General features: G+C 46.4%; 22 protein-coding genes and 1 other annotated feature. Of the genes, 3 read left to right on the top strand and 19 right to left on the bottom strand.

The window, feature by feature from the left end:
• Positions 1–66 precede the first annotated feature (66 nt).
• From C8U37_RS00400 to yjbM, 3 genes are read right to left on the bottom strand one after another with little or no spacing between them, the layout of a single operon-like run.
• Positions 67–1,020 carry an NAD(P)-dependent oxidoreductase gene (locus tag C8U37_RS00400; protein ID WP_108031264.1) on the bottom strand — a complete coding sequence of 318 codons (954 nt, stop codon included), beginning with the start codon at positions 1,018–1,020 and terminating at the stop codon, positions 67–69.
• 2 nt (positions 1,021–1,022) lie between these two features.
• Positions 1,023–1,853, bottom strand: a complete 831-nt coding sequence (locus C8U37_RS00395; protein ID WP_108031262.1) for an NAD kinase — start codon at positions 1,851–1,853, stop codon at positions 1,023–1,025.
• Positions 1,854–1,885: 32 nt separating this feature from the next.
• Complete coding sequence (gene yjbM / locus C8U37_RS00390) at positions 1,886–2,518, bottom strand: GTP diphosphokinase (RefSeq protein WP_108031260.1); 633 nt, start codon at positions 2,516–2,518, stop codon at positions 1,886–1,888.
• Between the two features lie 294 nt (positions 2,519–2,812).
• On the opposite strand from yjbM, the gene C8U37_RS00385 reads away from it, so the two are divergent.
• Both C8U37_RS00385 and C8U37_RS00380 read left to right on the top strand, forming a co-directional pair.
• The gene (locus C8U37_RS00385; RefSeq protein ID WP_108031258.1) at positions 2,813–3,406 is read left to right on the top strand and encodes a CYTH domain-containing protein; all 594 of its coding nucleotides are present in this window, start codon (positions 2,813–2,815) and stop codon (positions 3,404–3,406) included.
• Positions 3,407–3,768: 362 nt separating this feature from the next.
• Positions 3,769–4,467 (top strand): DsbA family protein, encoded by a 699-nt coding sequence (locus C8U37_RS00380; protein ID WP_108031256.1) that lies wholly within the window; start codon positions 3,769–3,771, stop codon positions 4,465–4,467.
• Positions 4,468–4,545: 78 nt separating this feature from the next.
• Here C8U37_RS00380 and pepF read toward each other — a convergent pair whose 3' ends face one another.
• From pepF to spxA, 4 genes are all read right to left on the bottom strand, one after another.
• Positions 4,546–6,363 (bottom strand): oligoendopeptidase F, encoded by a 1,818-nt coding sequence (gene pepF, locus C8U37_RS00375; protein WP_108031254.1) that lies wholly within the window; start codon positions 6,361–6,363, stop codon positions 4,546–4,548.
• 82 nt (positions 6,364–6,445) lie between these two features.
• Positions 6,446–7,612 carry a competence protein CoiA gene (locus C8U37_RS00370; protein ID WP_170100133.1) on the bottom strand — a complete coding sequence of 389 codons (1,167 nt, stop codon included), beginning with the start codon at positions 7,610–7,612 and terminating at the stop codon, positions 6,446–6,448.
• 361 nt (positions 7,613–7,973) lie between these two features.
• A complete protein-coding gene (locus C8U37_RS00365; RefSeq protein WP_245879731.1) occupies positions 7,974–8,636 on the bottom strand; it encodes an adaptor protein MecA in 663 nt (220 codons plus the stop codon).
• A gap of 218 nt (positions 8,637–8,854) precedes the next feature.
• On the bottom strand, positions 8,855–9,253 hold the full coding sequence (gene spxA, locus C8U37_RS00360; RefSeq protein WP_086985466.1) for a transcriptional regulator SpxA: 399 nt from the start codon (positions 9,251–9,253) through the stop codon (positions 8,855–8,857).
• Positions 9,254–9,642: 389 nt separating this feature from the next.
• Here spxA and trpS point away from each other — a divergent pair, with 389 nt between their 5' ends.
• Entirely contained in the window at positions 9,643–10,635 is a 993-nt protein-coding gene (gene trpS / locus C8U37_RS00355; RefSeq protein WP_108031250.1) for a tryptophan--tRNA ligase, read from the top strand.
• 219 nt (positions 10,636–10,854) lie between these two features.
• Here the strand turns inward: trpS and lplA are convergent, their stop codons facing one another.
• The 12 genes from lplA to C8U37_RS00295 all read right to left on the bottom strand — a co-directional run bounded on the left by lplA (position 10,855) and on the right by C8U37_RS00295 (position 20,562).
• Entirely contained in the window at positions 10,855–11,862 is a 1,008-nt protein-coding gene (gene lplA / locus C8U37_RS00350; protein ID WP_108031248.1) for a lipoate--protein ligase, read from the bottom strand.
• Positions 11,863–11,931: 69 nt separating this feature from the next.
• Positions 11,932–12,672, bottom strand: coding sequence for an MBL fold metallo-hydrolase (locus C8U37_RS00345; protein ID WP_108031246.1), 741 nt, complete (start codon positions 12,670–12,672; stop codon positions 11,932–11,934).
• A gap of 237 nt (positions 12,673–12,909) precedes the next feature.
• Positions 12,910–14,340 carry a protoporphyrinogen oxidase gene (hemG, locus tag C8U37_RS00340; RefSeq protein ID WP_170100132.1) on the bottom strand — a complete coding sequence of 477 codons (1,431 nt, stop codon included), beginning with the start codon at positions 14,338–14,340 and terminating at the stop codon, positions 12,910–12,912.
• A gap of 118 nt (positions 14,341–14,458) precedes the next feature.
• The gene (locus tag C8U37_RS00335) at positions 14,459–15,544 is read right to left on the bottom strand and encodes a M42 family metallopeptidase (RefSeq protein ID WP_108031242.1); all 1,086 of its coding nucleotides are present in this window, start codon (positions 15,542–15,544) and stop codon (positions 14,459–14,461) included.
• A gap of 111 nt (positions 15,545–15,655) precedes the next feature.
• A complete protein-coding gene (gene rplT / locus C8U37_RS00330; RefSeq protein ID WP_086628381.1) occupies positions 15,656–16,015 on the bottom strand; it encodes a 50S ribosomal protein L20 in 360 nt (119 codons plus the stop codon).
• Between the two features lie 53 nt (positions 16,016–16,068).
• Positions 16,069–16,269: a 50S ribosomal protein L35 gene (gene rpmI / locus C8U37_RS00325; protein ID WP_086628382.1), complete on the bottom strand. Its 201-nt coding sequence runs from the start codon at positions 16,267–16,269 to the stop codon at positions 16,069–16,071.
• 30 nt (positions 16,270–16,299) lie between these two features.
• The gene (infC, locus tag C8U37_RS00320) at positions 16,300–16,803 is read right to left on the bottom strand and encodes a translation initiation factor IF-3 (protein WP_086628383.1); all 504 of its coding nucleotides are present in this window, start codon (positions 16,801–16,803) and stop codon (positions 16,300–16,302) included.
• A gap of 44 nt (positions 16,804–16,847) precedes the next feature.
• Positions 16,848–16,979, bottom strand: a sequence feature (ribosomal protein L20 leader region).
• Between the two features lie 85 nt (positions 16,980–17,064).
• Positions 17,065–17,565, bottom strand: coding sequence for a 2-amino-4-hydroxy-6-hydroxymethyldihydropteridine diphosphokinase (folK, locus tag C8U37_RS00315; RefSeq protein ID WP_108031240.1), 501 nt, complete (start codon positions 17,563–17,565; stop codon positions 17,065–17,067).
• 4 nt (positions 17,566–17,569) lie between these two features.
• Positions 17,570–17,938 (bottom strand): dihydroneopterin aldolase, encoded by a 369-nt coding sequence (gene folB / locus C8U37_RS00310; protein WP_108031238.1) that lies wholly within the window; start codon positions 17,936–17,938, stop codon positions 17,570–17,572.
• Entirely contained in the window at positions 17,931–18,710 is a 780-nt protein-coding gene (gene folP / locus C8U37_RS00305) for a dihydropteroate synthase (protein ID WP_108031483.1), read from the bottom strand. Before folP ends, folB begins: the two co-directional genes overlap by 8 nt.
• An 85-nt stretch (positions 18,711–18,795) precedes the next feature.
• Positions 18,796–19,353 (bottom strand): GTP cyclohydrolase I FolE, encoded by a 558-nt coding sequence (gene folE / locus C8U37_RS00300; protein ID WP_106450871.1) that lies wholly within the window; start codon positions 19,351–19,353, stop codon positions 18,796–18,798.
• Positions 19,354–19,371: 18 nt separating this feature from the next.
• On the bottom strand, positions 19,372–20,562 hold the full coding sequence (locus C8U37_RS00295; RefSeq protein ID WP_108031236.1) for an amidohydrolase: 1,191 nt from the start codon (positions 20,560–20,562) through the stop codon (positions 19,372–19,374).
• Positions 20,563–20,667: the final 105 nt, after the last annotated feature.

The following is a 20,667-nucleotide window of genomic DNA, read 5'->3' as shown; positions in this document are numbered from 1 at the left end:
CAAAAAAAAATTGCCCACAAAAAGGGCTGCACCATCTGACTCGCTGGTGCAGCCCTACTTTATTTGTTAATACTCTTTTTCAAAATCGATCAGGTTGCGGCTTGGTTTGCCGTCTTTTTTGAAACGCGCTGCATTTTCTAAAACGACCTCAAACAGATTGTCCCGGAAATGCTCAACTACCCCGGAAAAATGCGGCGTAACCAGTACCTTTTCATGATTCCACAAAGGGCTGGCGGCAGGCAATGGTTCCTCATCGAACACATCCAAAGCCGCATAAGCCACTGTCCCATTGTCCAATGCCTTGATAAGGCTAGCGGTGTCCACAGTGACCCCTCGTCCCATATTCACAAAGAGAACACCTTTTTTCATGCGCGAGAAAAGAGCATCATCAAAAACGCGGTAGGTTTCATCCGTTTGGGGGAGGATGTCCACGATAACATCGGCAAAGTCGATGACCGTACCGATGTTATCCATTTTGACCGTCACATCCAAACTAGGTATCTCCTTGCCGCTGCGATTGACAGCGATGACTTTCATGCCGAAGGCTTTAGCCAATTCTCCCAGGCGATTACCGATGTGGCCTGCCCCTACGATCATCATCGTCTTGCCTTTCAGTTCCTGGAGCTCCGTGGTCTGTTCCCATTTCCGTTGCGGCTGATTCAGGATTGCAGTCCGCAATCCGCGCATATGCGAAAGCAGTACACCGATTACGTATTCAGCTATCGGTTCGCTGTGGATGCCGCTCGCATTCGTCAAATAGATTCCCTTTCTTTCAAAGGTTGCTAAGGGAAGGCTGTTCACGCCCGCCGAAATCGCTTGGACCCATCTCAATGCAGGCAACTGCCCTCCCTCCAACAGGTTGGTCAATTTGTCATTCCAGCCGACAGTCCACTCGACTGTACCGAACGCTTCTGTTTCCGCTTCATCGGTAATCATCTCGTAATCCGGGTAGAGTTCCTTAAGCGTTTCGATGTGCTGTTCCTTCAAACGCGTCTTCAGCAGCCACTTTTTAGTCGCCATATTCACCGCTCCTTTGTCCGTTCGTTCCTGTCGTTTTTCTTTACGCCGATGAATGCATCTTCGACCCGATCCCAGAAATGCGTGTGACGATAACGCGCAAAATGCACACGCTCCTGGGCAATCCGATAAACCAATCGTTCGATGCTTCTTTTCTTGAATGTCAAATGATCTACAGACAAAATCAAGCGATCTTCCTTGTGCGGATAGATGACGATCCATTCGTCTTTCGCAATGATCATGGGCGAGCTCAGCGTCCGATAGATGCGGTTATTCACTGAAGCCATCTCCGTCAGCTGAATAGCTTCCGTTCGGGGATGGATAACAGCTCCGCCAAGCGATTTACTGAAACCTGTCGAACCTGTAGGCGTGGAAACACAAAGACCATCGCCCCGGAATGTCTCGAACAGCTCATCCTTCACGTAGATATCGCAAACCATCGTCCCGTCCATTTTCTTCAGACTCGCTTCATTCAAAGCGATATAGCGGGTTTCTTCCTCCTCATCCGCATACTTGACGCGGATATCGAGCAAGGGATAGCTGACACTTTCCCCTTTATCATGCTTAAGGCTTTCGACAAGCTCCGGCAGTTCGTAGGTCCGCCAATCTGTATAAAATCCCAGGTGCCCGGTATGGATCCCCACAAAACGCACTTGGCTCAATTGGCTTTCGTACTTATGGAAAGCTGACAGCAAGGTGCCGTCGCCCCCGATCGACACCACGAGATCCGGATGGTCCGTGACAATTCCGATTTTTTCAGAGAGGCACATCTCTTTGAATTTCGCCGCGACCGATAAAGTCTCTGGCGTCTGGTTATGGACCAGTGCAATTTTCATATTTGGACTCCTCTCGATCAACCTTGTCATCTTTATTCTTTTTTATCGGAAAAATAGCGCTGTGCATCCTTGATTTCTTCGCGTATTTCCGACATCTCTTCGTCAAGTTGGAAGGCTGCTTCTGCCGCGCGTATCAGGCGGTCATGCAGTTCTTCCGGATATTCGCCCCGATATTTGTAGTTCAACGAATGTTCGATTGTTGCCCAAAAATTCATGGCCAGTGTCCTGATCTGAATTTCGACAAGTATTTTCTTCTCTTCGAAAATGCGTTGGACCGGATATTCGATCACCATATGGTATGAGCGATAACCGCTCTCTTTTTTATGTGTAACATAATCCCGTTCTATGATGATCTTAAAGTCTTTTCTTGCCCGTAAAAGGCGCACAACTTCGTGTATGTCCTCTACAAATTGGCACATGATCCGCAGGCCGGCAATATCCTGCACGTCCTGTTCCAGTCTGGTCAGGTCAATATCCCGGACTTCAGCCTTTTCCAATATGCTTTCCTTCGTTTTGACGCGGCCAGTGATGAATTCAATGGGCGCGTGCGCATTCTCATCGCGGTATTGCTTACGGATTCCCTTCAGCTTAACTTTTAATTCGTCCACCGCTTGTTCGTACGGCGCTAAAAATGAATCCCAGTTTTCAACTTCCTTATTTTCCATAGAACGACACCCTATCATATAGTATATGCTACTTTATTTTATCACAATTATTTATGATTCTATACAATTCTTGTCGAAAAGGACCGAATTCATTTTTACTTCCAATATACACGGGATGCTTTTTGAACCAGCGGCTCTAAATAATCAACTCCACCTAACTTATGATACAATAAGAATAAGTTTTCACACCGCCTGCTGGTCTATCCGCTGGTGAACTGACTGTAACGAAGGTTCGAATTTTTGAACAGCTGTCGCGACCAAAACGAACCTCAAAACCGAAAGGAAGTAATCACGATGAGCCAAAATATTGAAAAAGAATTCAAAAACCTATTGAATAAAGAAGAATACGAAGCGTTGCTTTCTGCCTTCAACCTTGATGAAACAGACCCTGTCAAACAAACCAACATCTATTTCGATACACTTGATTATAAACTCAAGGGCCTGAACAGCGGACTGCGCATCCGTATGTATGAAGATAAAAGTGAAATCACACTAAAAACGCCTATTCAGGAAAATGAAAAATTAGAAACAAACGACGATCTACCTCTTGAAGAAGCAAAAGCTTTGGTCGACTCCCACCGAATGAAGACATCGGGAAATGTGGCCGATAAACTGAAGGAGTTAGGCATAGCTATAGAAGATCTTGTGATCATCGGGCAGCTCTCAACCATTCGCTATGATTTTCCCGGGGACAAAGGGACCTACTTCTTGGATAAAAGCTTCTACCAAGATCAAATGGACTACGAATTGGAATTTGAGGCCGACTCTTTGGAAGAAGGGGCTCTCGCTTTCCAAAGTTTCCTGAAACTTCACGACATCAAAGTCCGTAAAGCGAAACAGAAAATTGAACGCATGCTGGCCTATCCCAATTCGACGACACACCAATAGTCCGTAACCGACAACGGCCCATACAGTCAGACCCATTATCCGGAAATCTAAGCGGAGAATGGGTCTTTTTGCTTATTCCCTTGCGAGAAAACAGACAAAACCGTGAAATCCTCCCTCATAAATCGGATTTAAATGCATACAAGATAAAAAAATCAGTCGATTTAGTTGCAAATTAGTTAATTGTCTCGTAAAATACACCTTGACAATGAAACAGAAGATACTGAACAAGAAAAAAGAAGGCCTCACGGAAGAACTATTGCCTGACTTCAAAAGGTAGCTCTTCGAAAAGCCTTATTGCTACTTGTTTAGGCTTTTTTTTGGTAAACTTAAAGTAAGCAAAATAGGAAAGAGGGAGGGATAAAATGTATAGGTCAAAACAGAATACAACTGATTCTATCTCTTCTCCTCAACAGATTTTTGAGCTTTATCTATTTGTGAACCCGATCGGCTACAAATGCTACCGTACGGAACAAGAAGTCCTGAAATTCATGAGTTCGTTGGATGGACCTAAAGTCCACTTCCGTTTCATAACGTTCCATAATTTCAATACCGTCACTCAGTATATGAAGCGATTAAATTTACCGGAAAAAGATTTAACCTTACGTAATCAAATATATAGTTCAATCTATGATGCCTCATTGGCATACAAGGCTGCTTTGATGCAAGGCAAAAAACGCGGCCGCAACTTTTTGCTCCATCTGCAGAAATCACTTGCGGACGGCAAAACCATCTACTCAAATGAATTGCTGGCGGAAGTGGCAGCCAAAGCCAACCTGGATGTCGACATGTTCTTTGAGGACAAAGAATCTCCTTTCGTAAAAAGCAGCTACGAAGCAGATCAGCACATCGCACAGGAGATGAACATCAAAACGAATCCGTCGCTTGTCATCTTTGATAATCTGAATTATCAATACGGCCTTTTGTTGGAGGACAACATCACTGCCGAGGTACTTCATGAAGTGATCAAAGATTGCTCGGTTGCATGCGAACAGAAGAGTGCCACTATGAAAAAAACAAATATTACGACGATCGGAAAAAACTACCTACGCATCACACACTGATGCTAAAAAGCTTCGTGGTCCATTGAGGACCACGAAGCTTTTTTTGACGTTTCAGTTTATTAATGGTGCTCTTTTTGACTACGCTTGTTGCGCTGCAATCAATTGTTCCAGTTCATTCAGACGTTCCTCGAACACTTTCATCGCATCCTCGATATAAGCGGACTGGGTCATATCCACGCCTGCTTTTTTCATCACTTCAATCGGATAGTCGCTGTTTCCTGCTTTCAGATAGGAAAGGTACTTCTCCAGCGCGCCTTCTTCACCCTCCACGATGCGTTTTGCCAATGCCGTTGCAGCCGAAAAGCCGGTAGCGTATTGGTAAACGTAATAATTATAGTAGAAATGCGGGATGCGGGTCCACTCGATGCCGATCTCAGGGTCCTTTTCGACGGTCGAACCATAATATTTGGCATTCAGTTCTGCATAATAGGAAGTCATGAAATCTTGCGTCAACGGAACACCTGCCCAGGCTTGCTGATGGATGTAGTGCTCAAATTCAGCAAATTGGGTCTGGCGGAAAATTGTCCCTTTGAAGCCGTCCAGGTAATGATTCAAAATATAGATGCGGACCTTTGGATCGGTTTGGGTCTTCAGCAAGTAATCTGTCAAAATATTTTCATTCGTCGTCGAAGCGATTTCGGCAAGGAAGATCGAATAATCCCCGTACACATACGGCTGATTTTTTCTCGTCAGATAGCTGTGCACACTGTGGCCCAATTCATGGACCAAGGTATACAGTTCATTTAATGAATCTTGCCAATTCATCAGGATATACGGATTCGTGTCATAGGCGCCGGAAGAGTAAGCTCCGCTGCGTTTGCCTTCATTCTCAAACCAGTCGATCCAGCGGCTGCCGAATGCTGCCTGGAGTATAGCCAGATAATCCTCTCCAAGCGGCTGAAGTCCTTTCAAGGTTTCTTCCGTCGCTGCCTCGATGCTGTATTTGATTGGGGCTTCCCCTGTCAATGGCGTATACATATCGTACATATGCAACTCCTCGACATCCAACAAGTTTTTGCGCAAGTCCACATAGCGATGCAGCAAAGGCAGGTGCTCATTGACCACCTGGAGCAACGTATCATAAACCGCTTCAGGAATGTGATTGTTTGCCAGCGCCGATGCACGAGCAGATTCATATTTATGCACTTTGGCTTTGTAATTGTGCGCCTTCACGTTCGTGGATAAGGTGGTCGCAAATGTATTTTTTAGACCCTCATACGTTTGGTAGAGCGCTTTGAACGCTCCTTCGCGCACTTCCCGATCCGGACTTTCCATCAATTTCCCATACAAACCGTGAGTCAGTTGGACATCTTGGCCCTCTTCATTCTTCACTGTCGGGAAGGTGATGTCTGCGTTATTTAGAACCGAAAAAGTCTTGCTTGGCGCAGCAAAAATTTCCCCGGCCCCCGCCAACAGCTCTTCTTCTCTGGCGGACAGGACATGCTCACGAGCAGAGGTTAGACTATCCAAAAGATGCGCATACGGCTGCAGCTTTTCGTTTTCTGCGAAGTATTTCTCCAGCTCGTCCTCCGGAATCTCCAGTATTTCCGGTTCGAACCAAGACGTCGCTTCACTGACGCTCGTCAAGATCGACAAGGCTTTGTCGTGCAGATTCTGATACAGGCTGTCCGCAGTATCCTGATCATTCTTCAGATGGGAGTAAACATAGACCCGTTCCAATTTCTGGTTGATCTTGAGGACTTCTTCAATCCCTTTCAGCAAAGATTGACTGCTTGAGCCGACGGATCCTTGCAAGGCCTTCACGAACGGCACTGCACCCGCTAATTCGTCCAACGCTTTCTCGAAAGCTTCATCTGTCGCAAAGATCGCTGTCAAATCCCATGTGGAAGTCTCCGGGACCTCCGCTCTCTTCAGTCGTTTCTGTGTGCTTGTCATGCGGTTTCCCCCTCTAATTTTTCAATAGTATAATTTTATCATACCTTAGGGCCGAAAGGGTACTGGCAAGAATATACAAGTTCTAACCCAAGCACGATTGATGACCATCCGTTTTTCCTTCCAACGGTGCGGAAAGCAGAACCCATTCTTCCCTGCCGATGGCTGCGGCATGCCCATCCTCGACCAGGCGCATCATGAATTGGAGCAACGGTTCCCATAAATTCGCCTCATCAACTTCCTTCGATGTCCTTGTCCGGATCATGTTCATGCGTATGCATTTTGCCAGCCAATCAAGCAACTGTTTTTTTGTGAGAGGCTTTATCGTTTCCGGACCGCTGAAATCCCGGAGAAGATAGTACCGCCAGATGTAGGCCGGTGTGCGGATGCCTAATGTTCGGCAAGGCAATTCGAACAGAACTGCAGGCAAATGATAAAGGTCTTTCCGATCGAGATAGACCGCCAACAGAAATTTCCGGTGCTCCGGGTCGGTGCGGTACCGCAACAGATTGATATCCTTCGCCTGCATATGCTTTCGTGGGACATTTTTTCCGTAAGTTTTAGGCATCAAATCGGAAGCACCCGGCAACTGCCCCTTCCTATAGAGATTCTCTAAGCAAGCACGTTTGAGTCCCTCCAAAGGAATCGCCGTCTTCACAAAATGAAAACGATCATCACTGCCCAACTTGAGGTGGTGATAGATGGCCAGTTCTTCCGTCTGGGTATCCAGAATACCGATCCAACTTCCAAGTGCGACGGAATGCTTCAAGAATTGATAGATGGACTGCGTCATTTTGATGCCACCCGGTTGATAGTTCATCCCACAAATCCACCATACTTCGTAGCCGAATCGTTGGTATCCCTGTGTCCGGGCCAACAAATCGGCAGGAGAAATCGGACTGCACTGGTACTCCACAGCAATTTTCTTTTCATCCGCAAGAACAAGCAGGAGATCCGGGCGCTGCTGCAATTCCGGCAGCCAACACTCCAACATGACTTCAAAGCCTTCACTCTTGAACTTCTCAAAAAGCAACTGCTTCCCTTTCAGGTGGGGAAGCGTTTCGCCTTCCGAAAAAACGGCACAATCCGAATGTTGACGGTGGGCAAAATGTGCAACCATGATGTTTCCTTTTTTCAGCACCAACTTCCCCTTGCAGGCCGGGCAATAATATTCTTCACCCTTCTTGTCTTTTTCTTTTGAAGCCTGGTAAGCCTGAATCAGTTCCCCATTAGCATTTCTAGCAATCAGCATAAGCAACCGCCCTTTCTGTCTGTTTCCCATAATATCCGCAAAAAAATTAGAAAAGCGTTCCAAGCCCGCTCTGCCTCGAAAGAAATTTAGGAAATCTGGCCCTGCAACGTTTCCTACGGTCACCTTGTACTGGGGCTCTAAGGGATGAATCCCTAAGAGTCCCATGCAAATGAGCATCGCAGAGCGCAATGGGTCAGATTTATCTAATTTCCGAGAGGCAGGCTTGGAACGCTAGCCATCGGTTTGGAATGCAGAATGTTGTTGCAAATGGATAAAATACCTACGGTGATGCAATATTTACTTAAAACAATCATACTATTTGAAATGCAAAAAATCCGACCCTTTTCGGGGTCGGATCAGATTATTTAAAGTAGTGTCTGGCTGATTCCAATGCGTTGTCTTGGATGACCAACTTACCGTATTCGCCCAATATCTCAACAGCAATATCAGATTCCTCAGAAAATTCCAAGGCCTTCAAAATTTCATTGTCGATATTCGTTTCCGTCATCTCATCTATGAAGTAGACAACCGCCAAATAATATTGATTATCATAATAGTAAAGCGAAGATACGCCGCTCTCCAAAAACATCCGTTTCGCCAGCTCCAAGAAGTCATCAAAACTCTGGAATTTAAATACGACTTCCAAAGGTGCCATATCATCTTCTTCAGATTCAACATCCGTTTTATCACGTGCGTTGAAACTCTTTGTCTGTTTTTTGATATAATCCACTACATGCTCCAATTGATTGGAGCCATTCGCCATGTCGAAGTCGTCTTCATTATTCATCCCTTTACTGATGAATAACTCTAATCCATTCCCATTAGGCAGCACTTGGAAAGTAATTGCATCTGATTCATGAAATTGATTATCAACATCGACTTCCTCGAGGATGCTGTAGAAAAAGCTCTCGATTTGCTTTTGATTTCCTAATAAATCCAGAAAGGTGATGCCTCTTTCCTCTAAATCAGAATTCTCAATCAAAACGCGAATTGTGTTTTCGTTGATGTTTTCCATTTCCATCATGCTTCACCCCACTTTTCTTTCCCTATTTTTCTTATACCCATTGTAAATCAAATCGCAAAAATGTAAAGACAAAAGCATAAAATCTTTCAACTTCTCATTTGTTTTCTCATCTAAGCGTGTCTTTCATATCAAAATAATGAAGTTTGCCGGTCAAAAAAGACAAGTACAGCCGTTTGTCCGGTGCACTTGTCTGTTTATTCCTGTTTAGTTGCTGTTGACTAGAAGTTTGCCAATCTCTGCGCTTTTTGTAATTCCAGCGCGCGGACTTCCCTCGGCAAGAAACGACGGATTTCGTCTTCGTTGTATCCCACTTGCAAACGTTTCTCGTCCAGAATGATCGGACGACGCAACAGGCCGGGATTATCCTCGATCAAAGTGAATAATGTATTTAAAGGTAATTCGTCTAAGTCGATGTTCAGTTCTTGGAATGCTTTGGATCGAGTGGAAATAATTTCCTCAGTGCCTTCTTCAGTCATTTTCAGGATGCTTTTGATTTCAATTTCTGTCAAAGGTTCGGAGAATATATTCCTTTCAGTATAAGGGATGTTATTGTCTTCTAGCCATGCACGTGCCTTACGACATGAGGTACAACTTGGGGAAGTATATAATGTTACCATCTCTGATCTCTCCTTTATTCGTAAGTTTTATTTGTGAACCACTTACAACTATTATTATAAACCAAGCCACGCACAATAGCTATCCTTTTTTTTAGGGTTCTACAAATTTCTGTCACATTTACGACACATTCGCACTTTTTAATAGTCAGTAAATAGTTTGTGAAAACCTTATTTAACGGCATTTCCGACTTACATATCTCAATTCCGAAATTTTACAATTTATAATAAATATCGTTTGATAATTATTTTTTTCCGAATTCAGTCTATATTTTAAAAACGCTTCCATTCCCTCCGCAATCATCCGACTTTGTGCACCAGAATTAAATCGTGAATACAAACCCGATTTGCGTTATAATGAAAAGTGACGTACTTAAACTAGGAGGCTTTCTATGAAAAAGAAAATATTTTCCGGCGTTCAGCCCAGTGGTATCCCGACAATCGGGAACTATATCGGAGCGATGAAACAATTCGTGCAGCGTCAAGAAGAGTATGACTGCACCTACTGCATCGTAAACCAGCATGCGATAACTGTTCCACAAGATCCAACCACCTTGACCGAACGGACACGTGGTTTGGCGGCTCTTTATTTAGCGCTGGGAATCGATCCTAACAAATCGACTATCTTCATCCAATCGGAAGTCCCTGCCCATGCTCAAGCTGCTTGGATCGTCCAATGCAACACTTACCTGGGCGAATTGGAGAGAATGACCCAATTCAAAGATAAATCATCCAAACAAGAGACGGTTTCGGCTGGATTGCTGACCTACCCTCCTTTGATGGTAGCGGATATCGTCCTCTACAATACGGATTTTGTCCCTGTCGGCGAAGATCAGAAGCAGCACATGGAATTGACAAGGGACTTTGTGCAGCGTTTCAACAACAAGTATGGAAAAGGCAAAAAAATCCTCTCCATGCCGGAACCTATGATTCCCGAAGACGGCGGCCGGATCATGAGCATCCAAGATCCTACCAGCAAAATGAGCAAATCCGACAAGAACACCAAAGGCTACATCTCTTTGCTGGATGAGCCAAAAGTAATCCGTAAAAAAATCAAGAGTGCCGTCACCGACTCAAGCGGCATCATTGAATACGACAAAGAAAACAAGCCTGGCATCTCGAACTTATTGACGATCTTCTCAGCCTTTACCGATCGCTCGATCGATGACTTGGTCAACGAATTCGCCGGCTCAGGCTACGGCAATTTCAAAGAAAAATTGGCCGATGCCATCGTCGCTGAATTGGAACCGATGCAGAATCGTTATTACGAATTATTGAGTTCCAAAGAATTGGATGACATTTTGGATGCAGGCGCAAAACAAGCGAATGCAATTGCCTCCGAAACCCTGAAACGCATGGAAACAGCAATCGGCCTCCACAGATAATAAGAAAAGCGGTACAAGCCCGTTCTGCCTCGAAAGAAATTTAGGAAATCTGGCCCTGAATGAGCATCGTAGAGCGCAATGGGTCAGATTTATCTAATTTCCGAGAGGCAGGCTTGGACCGCTAGCCATTAAATTCGATCAAGGAAATGCTGAACGGGTTGTTCAGCCATAAAGATGCAAAAGAGAAGCTCCGCTAGTTGCGGGGCTTCTCTTTCTTTATCAGTACAATTCTTCAAGCAATTCTTCCGCTGTCACATTGCCGAAATATTTTTTGATGTCAAGTTCATTCAATTTAGCCAGGATATCCTCTTTGGCATATTTGACACCGATAAAAGCATCCTCAACATCTTTGATTTCTCCCAGTCCAAAGAAATCTCCAAAAACCTTCAGCTGTTGGATATGCCCATCCTCCACGTTCAAGCGGACTTCAATGGATCCGATCGGAAAACGATGATGTTTTTGGATCTCGAATTTGGGTGATTTGCCGTAATTCCAATCCCAGTTGCCGAAGTACTCTTCGCGGATTTCATAAACGCGTTTCCAATCCTCATCGGTCAAATGGTATTCTTTTACTTCCTCACGCGTCTCGACATCAAAAATCGACAACAACATCAAATCGCGGAATTCTTCCGTAGTCAGGTTTTGATAAGCCTCATCAACAAAAGGTTTGATGTTGGTCACGCGGCTGCGGATCGACTTGATGCCTTTCGATTCGATTTTCTCTTTGCGTGGTTTCAATGCGCCGGTTACGGCATCCAGATCGGAATCGAATAGGATCGTCCCATGGGCGGTCATCCTTCCGTTTGTCGCATACATGGCATTCCCCGAGAATTTTTTCTCTCCGATGACCAAATCGTTTCTGCCTTTTAATTCAGCTTCTTTTACGCCTACGCTGTGCAAAAAGGAAATGACCGGTTTTGTGAATTTCCCGAAATCGCGGAATGAATCACCGTCATCCTTCGTGATGAAGCAGAAAGAGAAGTTCCCCAAATCGTGGTACACTGCACCGCCCCCGGACATACGGCGGACAATGTGTAGCTTATTTGCTTCGACATAGTCCGCATTGATTTCTTCGATCGTATTCTGGTTGCGGCCGATGATGATCGACGGCTCATTGATATAGAACAATAGGATTGGCTCATCGAAGATTTTTTCCTTCAATAAAAATGTCTCCAAGGCAATATTTACGCTAGGATCCAGCTGTCCTTGATTATCCACAAAATACATAAGTTTTTCTCTCCCATTCTTCATTCAATTTGTTGTTTCGTACTGTTTCGTTCTGATTGATGGACGCGATCAGATTGTGATGATCCGGTCCTTTTCGGCAAGCGTGACGGATACGGACGGTGCTGCCTCTTTCGCTTGATCCAGCAAGACGGATAGCTCGCCTTTTTGAGGCAAATGCGTCAGGACCAGCTGTTTGACTCCAGCAGCTTGGGCTATCGCCCCAACTTCGCCCGCAGTCATATGCGCATGGTGACGCTCATTGCCATTGAACAAGTTCGCATCAGCCAAGAACAGGTCAGCGTCCTTCACAAAAGAAACGAATGCCGCTAGATAGGCTGAATCTGCACCGAAAACGAAGACTTTCCCGGTGGCGATCTCCTCGATCCGCAACGCATAGCAAGGAACCGGATGGATGGTTTTCAAAAAACGGATCCGGAATGGCCCCAAATCCAACGTTTCCGTTGGAACATAGGCAATCCCTTCACTCACTCCCGGTATAGCCAACAAGCGGAAAAATTCCGATTCAGTATGACCGTATATCGGAAGTATTTTTTTTGATTTGCCTTCTGCAGGCTCTTTCAGCTGAAAAGTATATTGCAGGACACCCAAGTCCGCAATATGGTCCGCGTGATAGTGCGTCAGGATGACCGCATCCAAATCCAACGGGTCCAGATGATGCTCCAGAGACAACAAAGCGTTGCTGCCTACGTCGATCAGTAGTCTGAAATCAGCGGATGTCAGCAGATATGCTGTCGTACCGACATCTTTTGTGGGATAGCCGCCCATGCAGCCCAAAATTGTCAATTCCATTAAATGTCCTCCAATCCAATATCTGATAAGCAAATAATCCTATCCAGATTATATCATGCCTCAAGCCATCCTCAATGGCAAACTCTTTCACGGCAACGAAAAGAAACAGTTTCAACACTAAACAACAACAGTTCGATATCGTTGGATTCATTATAGCACCAAACAAAAACAAACACTATATGAAATCAAAAACAGTCCGCCATTATCTGTAAACATACAGATAGGCGGACTGTTCCATTATGCATTCGGACTGTCATTATTTTCCATTTTTTTCATGTAAAGGATCGCCTCATGGGCTAAGCGTTTCCCCTCAATGATGGCATTTTCCATGCCATAACCAGTGATCCCGTTCCCCCCCACAAAAACGCCTCTTTTTGCATACTCTTGACGGACTGGATAGCCTGCATCCAGCATCTCTTGCCGTTGCTGCAAACTGAAATGGGGCACAGCCTTTTCCCAGCGATAAAAAGTGGACTGCAACGGGTCCTCGCTCAGAGCCAAAATTTCCTTCACTTCATTTTTGATGATATCCACCACAAGATCATCGGCTAATTCTATCAATGTTTCTTCCAGACGTCTGCCGAATTCCACAAGCACGTAATAATAGTCCGCTTGTTCAAACAGCGGCCATTTGTTGTTCAAAACGACAACCTTCGTGCTATGGAAGGAACTTCTCCGCGGAATCACAAACCCTTGCCCTTCAGGCATGTTTTTGACTGATTTTTTATTTATTTTGAAGAAAACTGTGCCGACACTCGTGCTTTGGGCCTTCGGAAAAGCAATTTCACTAGCGAACCCCTCCAAAAACCCAAGGGATTCCTGGGGGTTTGTTGTGACGACAACACTGCCTGCCCGCATGGATTCGCGTCCGTTCAATTCAATCAACAGAATGTCTTCTGACACAGCGCTCAACGATTTCACTTTCTGATTCAGGTATAGATGGCCTTCCGTATGTTGGGCCAGACGTTTGGTTAGAGTTGCTAAACCTTCCTTGAAGCTATACTCCTGGCCGGACCCATCGGCATAGCGCATCAGCTGTTCTTTTTTGTGCTTGCCGATATGCGCCTTCCCGTAGATGGTCACCAAATTTTCATCGAACAATTTTATCGGCATCAGTTCCATGGAGCCATAGACGTTATCCGGATAGTAGGGCTCAGCCATGTAATCGACCACTTCCCGTCCCAAGCGGAATTCCAAAAAGTTGTCGGTTGAATATTCCGGGTTCTCATGCAGACTTTTGGACAGAAAAATGCTGTTCATGAATGCCCGTACCTTTGCATCCAAGGTCAGTCCATTGGCCTTCCAAATATCGTTAAGAAAAAGCGGGATGCCGTGGTAGGTTGGCATAACGTCATCAATGACCGCATTTCCATCGAACAACACCAATTTGCCCCCATAGCTGAATTGTTTTTCATTTTCCAAGCCCAATTCCTGCAGAAAACCGGAAATATCCGTCCGCCTCGAATCGAAAGCCGTTGCTCCTACATCAATCGCATACCCGTCCACATCAATCGTGTGGATCATGCCGCCAACAGAGGATCGATCCTCCAGAACTACATATTCAAACGGGAGGTTTTGTTCCCGGATGGCTTTATCGATTTCATAAGCGGCCGTCAATCCTCTCAGCCCGCCGCCGATGATCGCGATACGTCTTTTCATTTTCTCCATCCTGCCATCCCCTCCTCTCGCTTTCTTGATACCCATTTTAACATTATCTATATCTTACTCTATCCACCCACGAAAATATGTGGATACTTTTCGACAGATGTTCATGCTGTTCCTATTTTTAGACGTTTTCGCGGATCTGATTGACCGTTTCGCCATCCAAACGTTTGACTAATTCCGTGACTAATTTGACAGCATTCAGATAGTCATCTTCATGAATCATGGACGTGTGCGAATGCAGATAACGCACCGGCACTGTGATCGCAAAGGAAGGAATGCCATCCAAACTCTGATGCTGGGCGCCGGCATCCGTTCCGCCGCCCGTGATGACTGTGTACTGGAAGGGAATGCCGCATTCTTCGGCAACTCCGACGATGAAGTCGCGCAAGCCACGATGCGGAATCATCGACGCATCATAAATCAATAACTGCGGCCCTTTGCCTAATTCGGAATCCGCTTCTTGAGGCGTCATTCCCGGGGTATCCCCTGCCGTGCCTGTGTCCAAGGCGAACGCGATGTCCGGACGGATCATGTGCGTGGCCGTCTTCGCGCCGCGCAGACCTACTTCCTCCTGGACATTTCCGCCGCTGAAGATCACATTCGGGTGCCCGGCTTTGGCGACATTTTCCAACACTTTGAGCGCAACGGCCAGACCGATGCGGTTATCCCAAGCTTTCGCCAACAGGAATTTGGAATCGTTCATGCGTTTGAAGGAAATGTAAGGCGTAATCATATCGCCGGGCTTGATGCCCCATTCCGCTACTTGTTCTTTCGAAGAAGCGCCGATATCGATGAACATATCTTTGATTTCATATGGCTTTTTGCGTGCTTCCGGCGTCAGGACATGCGGCGGTTTGCAGCCGATGACCCCGTGGCAGCGCTCGCCTTTCGAGTTGGTGATTTCCACTTGCTGGGCCAGCATGACCTGATTCCACCAGCCTCCCAAAGTTTGGAATTTGATGAAGCCCTTCTCGGTTATGTTCGTGACCATGAAGCCCACTTCATCCAAGTGCCCCGCCAACAAAATGGTCGGCCCCTCTTCCGTGCCTGTATGTTTGGCAAAGAGACCGCCCAATCCGTCCTGCGAAAAGCTTTCGGCGAAAGGTTCGGCATAACGTCTGAAGACTTCGCGGACCTCGCCTTCATTGCCCGGAACGCCTCTAGCATCCGTCAGATCGATCAACATCTGTAATTCTTTCTCTTCCAAAATGATACCCCCATTGATTTAGTGACATAATATCAGTATAGCATTCACAGTAAAAAAACAAAAAAATCGCCGCACTCCCAGTCAAAGAACGGGGAGGCAACGATTCAAAAATTATTTAGCTAATGCAGCTTTAGCTTGTTCAGCTACCGCAGTGAAAGCTGCAGCGTCTGTAACAGCCAAGTCAGCCAACATTTTGCGGTTCATTTCGATACCAGCAAGTTTCAATCCGTGGATCAAAGTGCTGTAGCTCATGCCGTTGATACGAGCAGCCGCGTTGATACGAGTGACCCATAATCTACGGAAGTCACGTTTCTTTTGACGACGGTCTCTGTAAGCATAAGTATAAGATTTCATTACTTGTTCTTTAGCTGTTTTGAATAATGTATGTTTTGAACCGTAATAACCTTTAGATAATTTAATAATCTTTTTGCGGCGTTTACGGGTTACTGTCCCACCTTTTACACGTGGCATAGTGATTTCCTCCTTATTAGAACCAAAGTTCTATCTCGTATTGTTGTTTAGAATTATTTCATTTGTGATAATTGTTGGCTGATGCGTTTCATATCAGATGCGCTGACCATTGAAGCCTGACGCAATTGACGTCTTTGTTTCTTCGTTTTTCCGTGGAATCTATGGCTTGTAAAAGCGCTCCAACGTTTTAGTCCGCCGTTACCAGTTCTTTTGAAACGTTTAGCTGATCCACGGTGAGTTTTTTGTTTTGGCATTTGTCTTTCCTCCTAAATTAAGTTACAAATTTATTTATCGGCTTTGGGCGCCAACATCAAGAACATGCTTCTTCCGTCCATTTTAGGATGAGATTCAATCGTCGAAACGTCAGTAAGCTCAGATGCAAGGCGATCAAGGACCCTTTGTCCGATCTCTTTGTGGGTGATTGCACGTCCTTTGAATCGGATGGATGCTTTCACTTTGTCACCTTTTTCTAAGAATTTGCGAGCATTCCGCATTTTCGTTTGAAAATCATTTTCGTCGATGGAAGGACTCAAGCGTACTTCTTTTAGGCTTACCACTTTTTGGTTTTTACGGGCTTCACGTTCACGTTTTTGTTGATCGAAACGGAACTTGCCGTAATCCATAATACGGGCAACGGGCGGGTTTGCATTTGGCGATACCAAAACTAAATCTAAATTTGCTGCCTCTGCAATCTGCAATGCATCACTTTTCGATTTGACTCCTAGTTGCTCGCCGTCACTACCGATAATGCGTAGCTCGCGGGCACGGATGCCGTCGTTAACCATCATATCTTTTGCTATGGTCGTTCACCTCCATGATATTTGAGAGAAAGAACGCAGAAAAAAGCCGGCGGGTCATAATAACCCGCCGACAATACTCGCATTGCTGCAAGTTACTTGTACATATCTGGCCCAGGGACGCAATTGTCCACTTAGGCGAGAAGCGGGTGCTTCTGCTTAATTTCTCAACTTTTATAGTATACCTTGTTTAAATGAAAACGTCAAGCGCATTTCTCTAAAAATGTTCTTTTTCAAGATATGATCAGATATTCAGGATTCAGGTGCGTATTGCCAGATTTCTTCGAGATCATTCGCTGGCAATTCCGCCACTAATTCATTGACTGTTTTGTTCCATTCCGGAACAACATATTCGGGATTCAGTTCCTGCAAGGGCAACAGCACAAAGGCGCGCTCCTGCATCCGCGGATGCGGAACGGTCAACCGTTCTTCGTCCAAACGCTCCACTCCGTACAAAACGATGTCGACGTCCAAGGTGCGCGGGCCGAATCGGATGGTGCGCACTCTTCCGAGTTCCTGCTCGATGCTTTGGCATCTGTCCAGCAAAGCCAAAGGCAGCAGGTCCGTTTCCGCTTCGAACACAAGGTTCAGGAAATCCGGTTGGTCGAGATAGCCGACGGGTTTCGACTCATAAATGGATGATACGCGTTTCACTTCCACATCCGGCAAGGCCCGGAAGAGCTCCAAAGCTTTTTCGAGATGGTCCGCGCGCGGTTCCAGATTCGTGCCTAAGGCGATGTACACGATAGGCATGCGCTTAGCTCCCTTCCCTTTCACGGTAGATTTCAACCGCAACGGAATCATAATGGCCGACGATCGGAGGATCCGGTTTGATCACTTTCACTTGGCAAGCCTGCAGCCCGTCGAAGCGCGTAAGCAAAGCGATGGCGATATGTTCTGCCAAAGCTTCGATCAGGTTGAAGTTTTCGCCCTCCACTACCGCTTTGACGGTCTTGTAGGCATGTCCGTAATGGATCGAATCCTCCATTTTGTCGCTGTAGCCGGCTTTTTTTGTATCGGTGTGCAGCACAACATCTACGTTGAAGCGTTGTCCCAACACCTTTTCTTCCGCATTCAATCCATGAAAGGCATAGAACTGCAGATTATTCAAATAGATTTTATCCAATCGGGCTCTCTCCTTTTTTCAACATGATATCCATCATCCGTGCCATTTCCGCATTGGCCTTCACATTGTGCACGCGGAACAGCTGGGCGCCGTTCACGATGCCCAAAGCAGTCGTTGCGGCCGTCCCCAGATCGCGCTCCTTGAAAGGGAGATCGCCAAGTGCCGTTCCGATGAACCTTTTCCGGGACGTTCCCAAGAGCACTGGGTACCCAAGATCCACAAATCGCTTCAGATGATGGACTACATTCAGATTATCTTCATAGGTTTTTCCGAATCCGCAGCCGGGATCCAAGATGATATTATGTCTCGGAACGCCAGCATCCACTGCGATCCGTACGCTCTTCGCCAAGTCAGCCAGCATATCTTCGATCAAAAAGGCATAATCCGGTTTTTCCCGGTTATGCATCAAAATGATCTGCACATCAAATACCGCCGCCACCGCTGCGATCTCGGGATCGTACTTGCAGCCCCAGATATCATTGATGATATCGATGCCCGCTTCACAAGCCGCGCGGGCAACCGCCGACTTGTAGGTGTCGATCGAAAGCGGCACATCGACTGCCTTTTTGAGTGCTTCAATGATCGGTACCACGCGGGCGATTTCCTCTTCATCAGAAATCTGAGTGTGGCCCGGGCGTGTGGATTCCCCGCCGATGTCGATGATATCGGCGCCATCCGCAACCATTTCTAGGGCGTGGGCAACAGCTTTTTCGACCGTATTCCACTCTCCACCATCAGAAAACGAGTCCGGCGTCACATTCAGTATCCCCATGATATGGCTGCGCTGCGACAGGTCATATACTTTCGTCTTCGTTGTTAGTTTCAAAATCCAATCTCCTCGTCAGCGTGTAATGTGTCTACAGTTTGATCAATTCCAGCACTTCACTTCTGGATTTGAATGATTGTTTGAATGCGCCACGGACTGCGGATGTCACGGTTTTGCTGCCCGGTTTTTTCACGCCCCGCATTGTCATGCACATATGCTCGGCTTCCAAAACCACCATGACTCCCTGCGGTTGCAAATGCTCCATCAGGATATCCGCAACCGTCGTCGTGATCCGTTCTTGGATCTGCGGCTTTTTGCTGACCTCATCCAGGATACGCGCCAGCTTGCTCAACCCGATTACCTGTCCATCCTTCGGCATATAAGCGATATGTCCCACCCCGAAAAAAGGCACCAGATGATGTTCGCAAGTCGAATAGAAAGGAATATCCTTCACTAATACGATTTCGTCAGTGTCTTCATGGAAGACCACCTTAGCGTGATCGGCAGGGTCTTTCTCGACACCGGAAAAAATCTCGGCATACATGCGTGCTACCCGCTTCGGTGTATCCTGCAATCCTGAGCGGTTCGGATCTTCCCCAATCGCCTCCAAAATCATTTGGACGGCGGTTTCTATCTTTTCTAAATCCATTTTTATCCTCCTAAACGCTCATTCCCCGGCTAACGCCGCAAGGGTGATGTCAGCGACTGCTTTAGCCGCGACCAATAGAGCTTTTTCATTGATGTCAAATTTCGGGTGATGATTATTGAAAACTTCTGCCTGATTCGGGCGGGCGCCGACATTCAGGAAAGCGCCGGGGATCTTCAGCAGATACTGTCCGAAATCCTCCGCTCCGGTGTTGGCCGAAGTCTCGATGACCTGCTTCAAGTAAGACCCCACACCATGCTTTTCCAGAACAGCGGCAGCTTTCGCGGTCTCCTTCGGATGGTTGTACAAAGGCGGATAATCGGAGTTGTAGTCGATCTCCACTTTCACGTCGTACATCTCCTCAAGACCGCGGCCGATTCGGTGGAAGTGTTCCTCGATGACCTTTCCGACCTCAAGATCCATGTAACGGGCATCCCCACGCAGGATCAGATTATCCTTGATGACATTGCTGCTGCCGACCGCCTCGAAGGAGCCGATCGTCACGACAGCCATGTCATAAGGGTTGATGCGCCGGGAAACGATGGTCTGCAGATTCATCACGAAGCTCGATGCCGCCACAATCGTATCGTTGGAGCGGTGCGGTTGCGAACCATGCCCGCCCGTCCCCTGGATCGTGACTTTGATGTCGCTGCAGCCTGCATAAGCGTAGCCGCTGGTATAAAAGACGGTGCCGACTTCGTAGTCCGGATAGAAATGGATGCCGTAGATTTCATCGACATCATCCAGCAAGCCAGAATCCATGATGCTCTTGGCGCCGGCCGGGGCCATTTCTTCAGCATGCTGATGCACGATTTTGACGGTGCCTTGCCATTTGTCCCGCAGGCGGATCAGACAATCTGCCAAGACCATCAGATAGGCGGTGTGTCCATCATGTCCGCAGGCATGCATGACGCCTGGATTTTTGGATGCGAACGGCAGACCGGTCTGTTCCTCAATCTGGAGCGCATCAAAATCCGCCCGTAGCGCGATGGTCCGGCCGGGTTGTTTTCCGTTGATCGTTACGACGATGCCATAGCCGTTTCCGACGTTCGTCTGCACATCAACCGGTTTATCCTGATAAAAACGGGCGATGAACGCAGCCGTTTCCTTCTCGTCGAATGACAGTTCAGGATGCTCATGGAAATGACGGCGCAAAGCGATCATGTCATCTTCGCGGCCGTCCAGCATTTTCATCAATTCATCTCTTAACATCTTCTCATCAACCCCCATTAAGCAAATTATATAAAGACGAAGGCCCGGAACACAAACTGCCATGTTCCGGGCCTTCATCAAGCTAACAGAATCAAAGCTACATCA

This window comes from Trichococcus patagoniensis (assembly GCF_003051085.1).
Classification (GTDB): Bacteria; Bacillota; Bacilli; order Lactobacillales; family Aerococcaceae; genus Trichococcus; species Trichococcus patagoniensis.
This window is presented reverse-complemented; position numbering and strand designations above follow the sequence as displayed.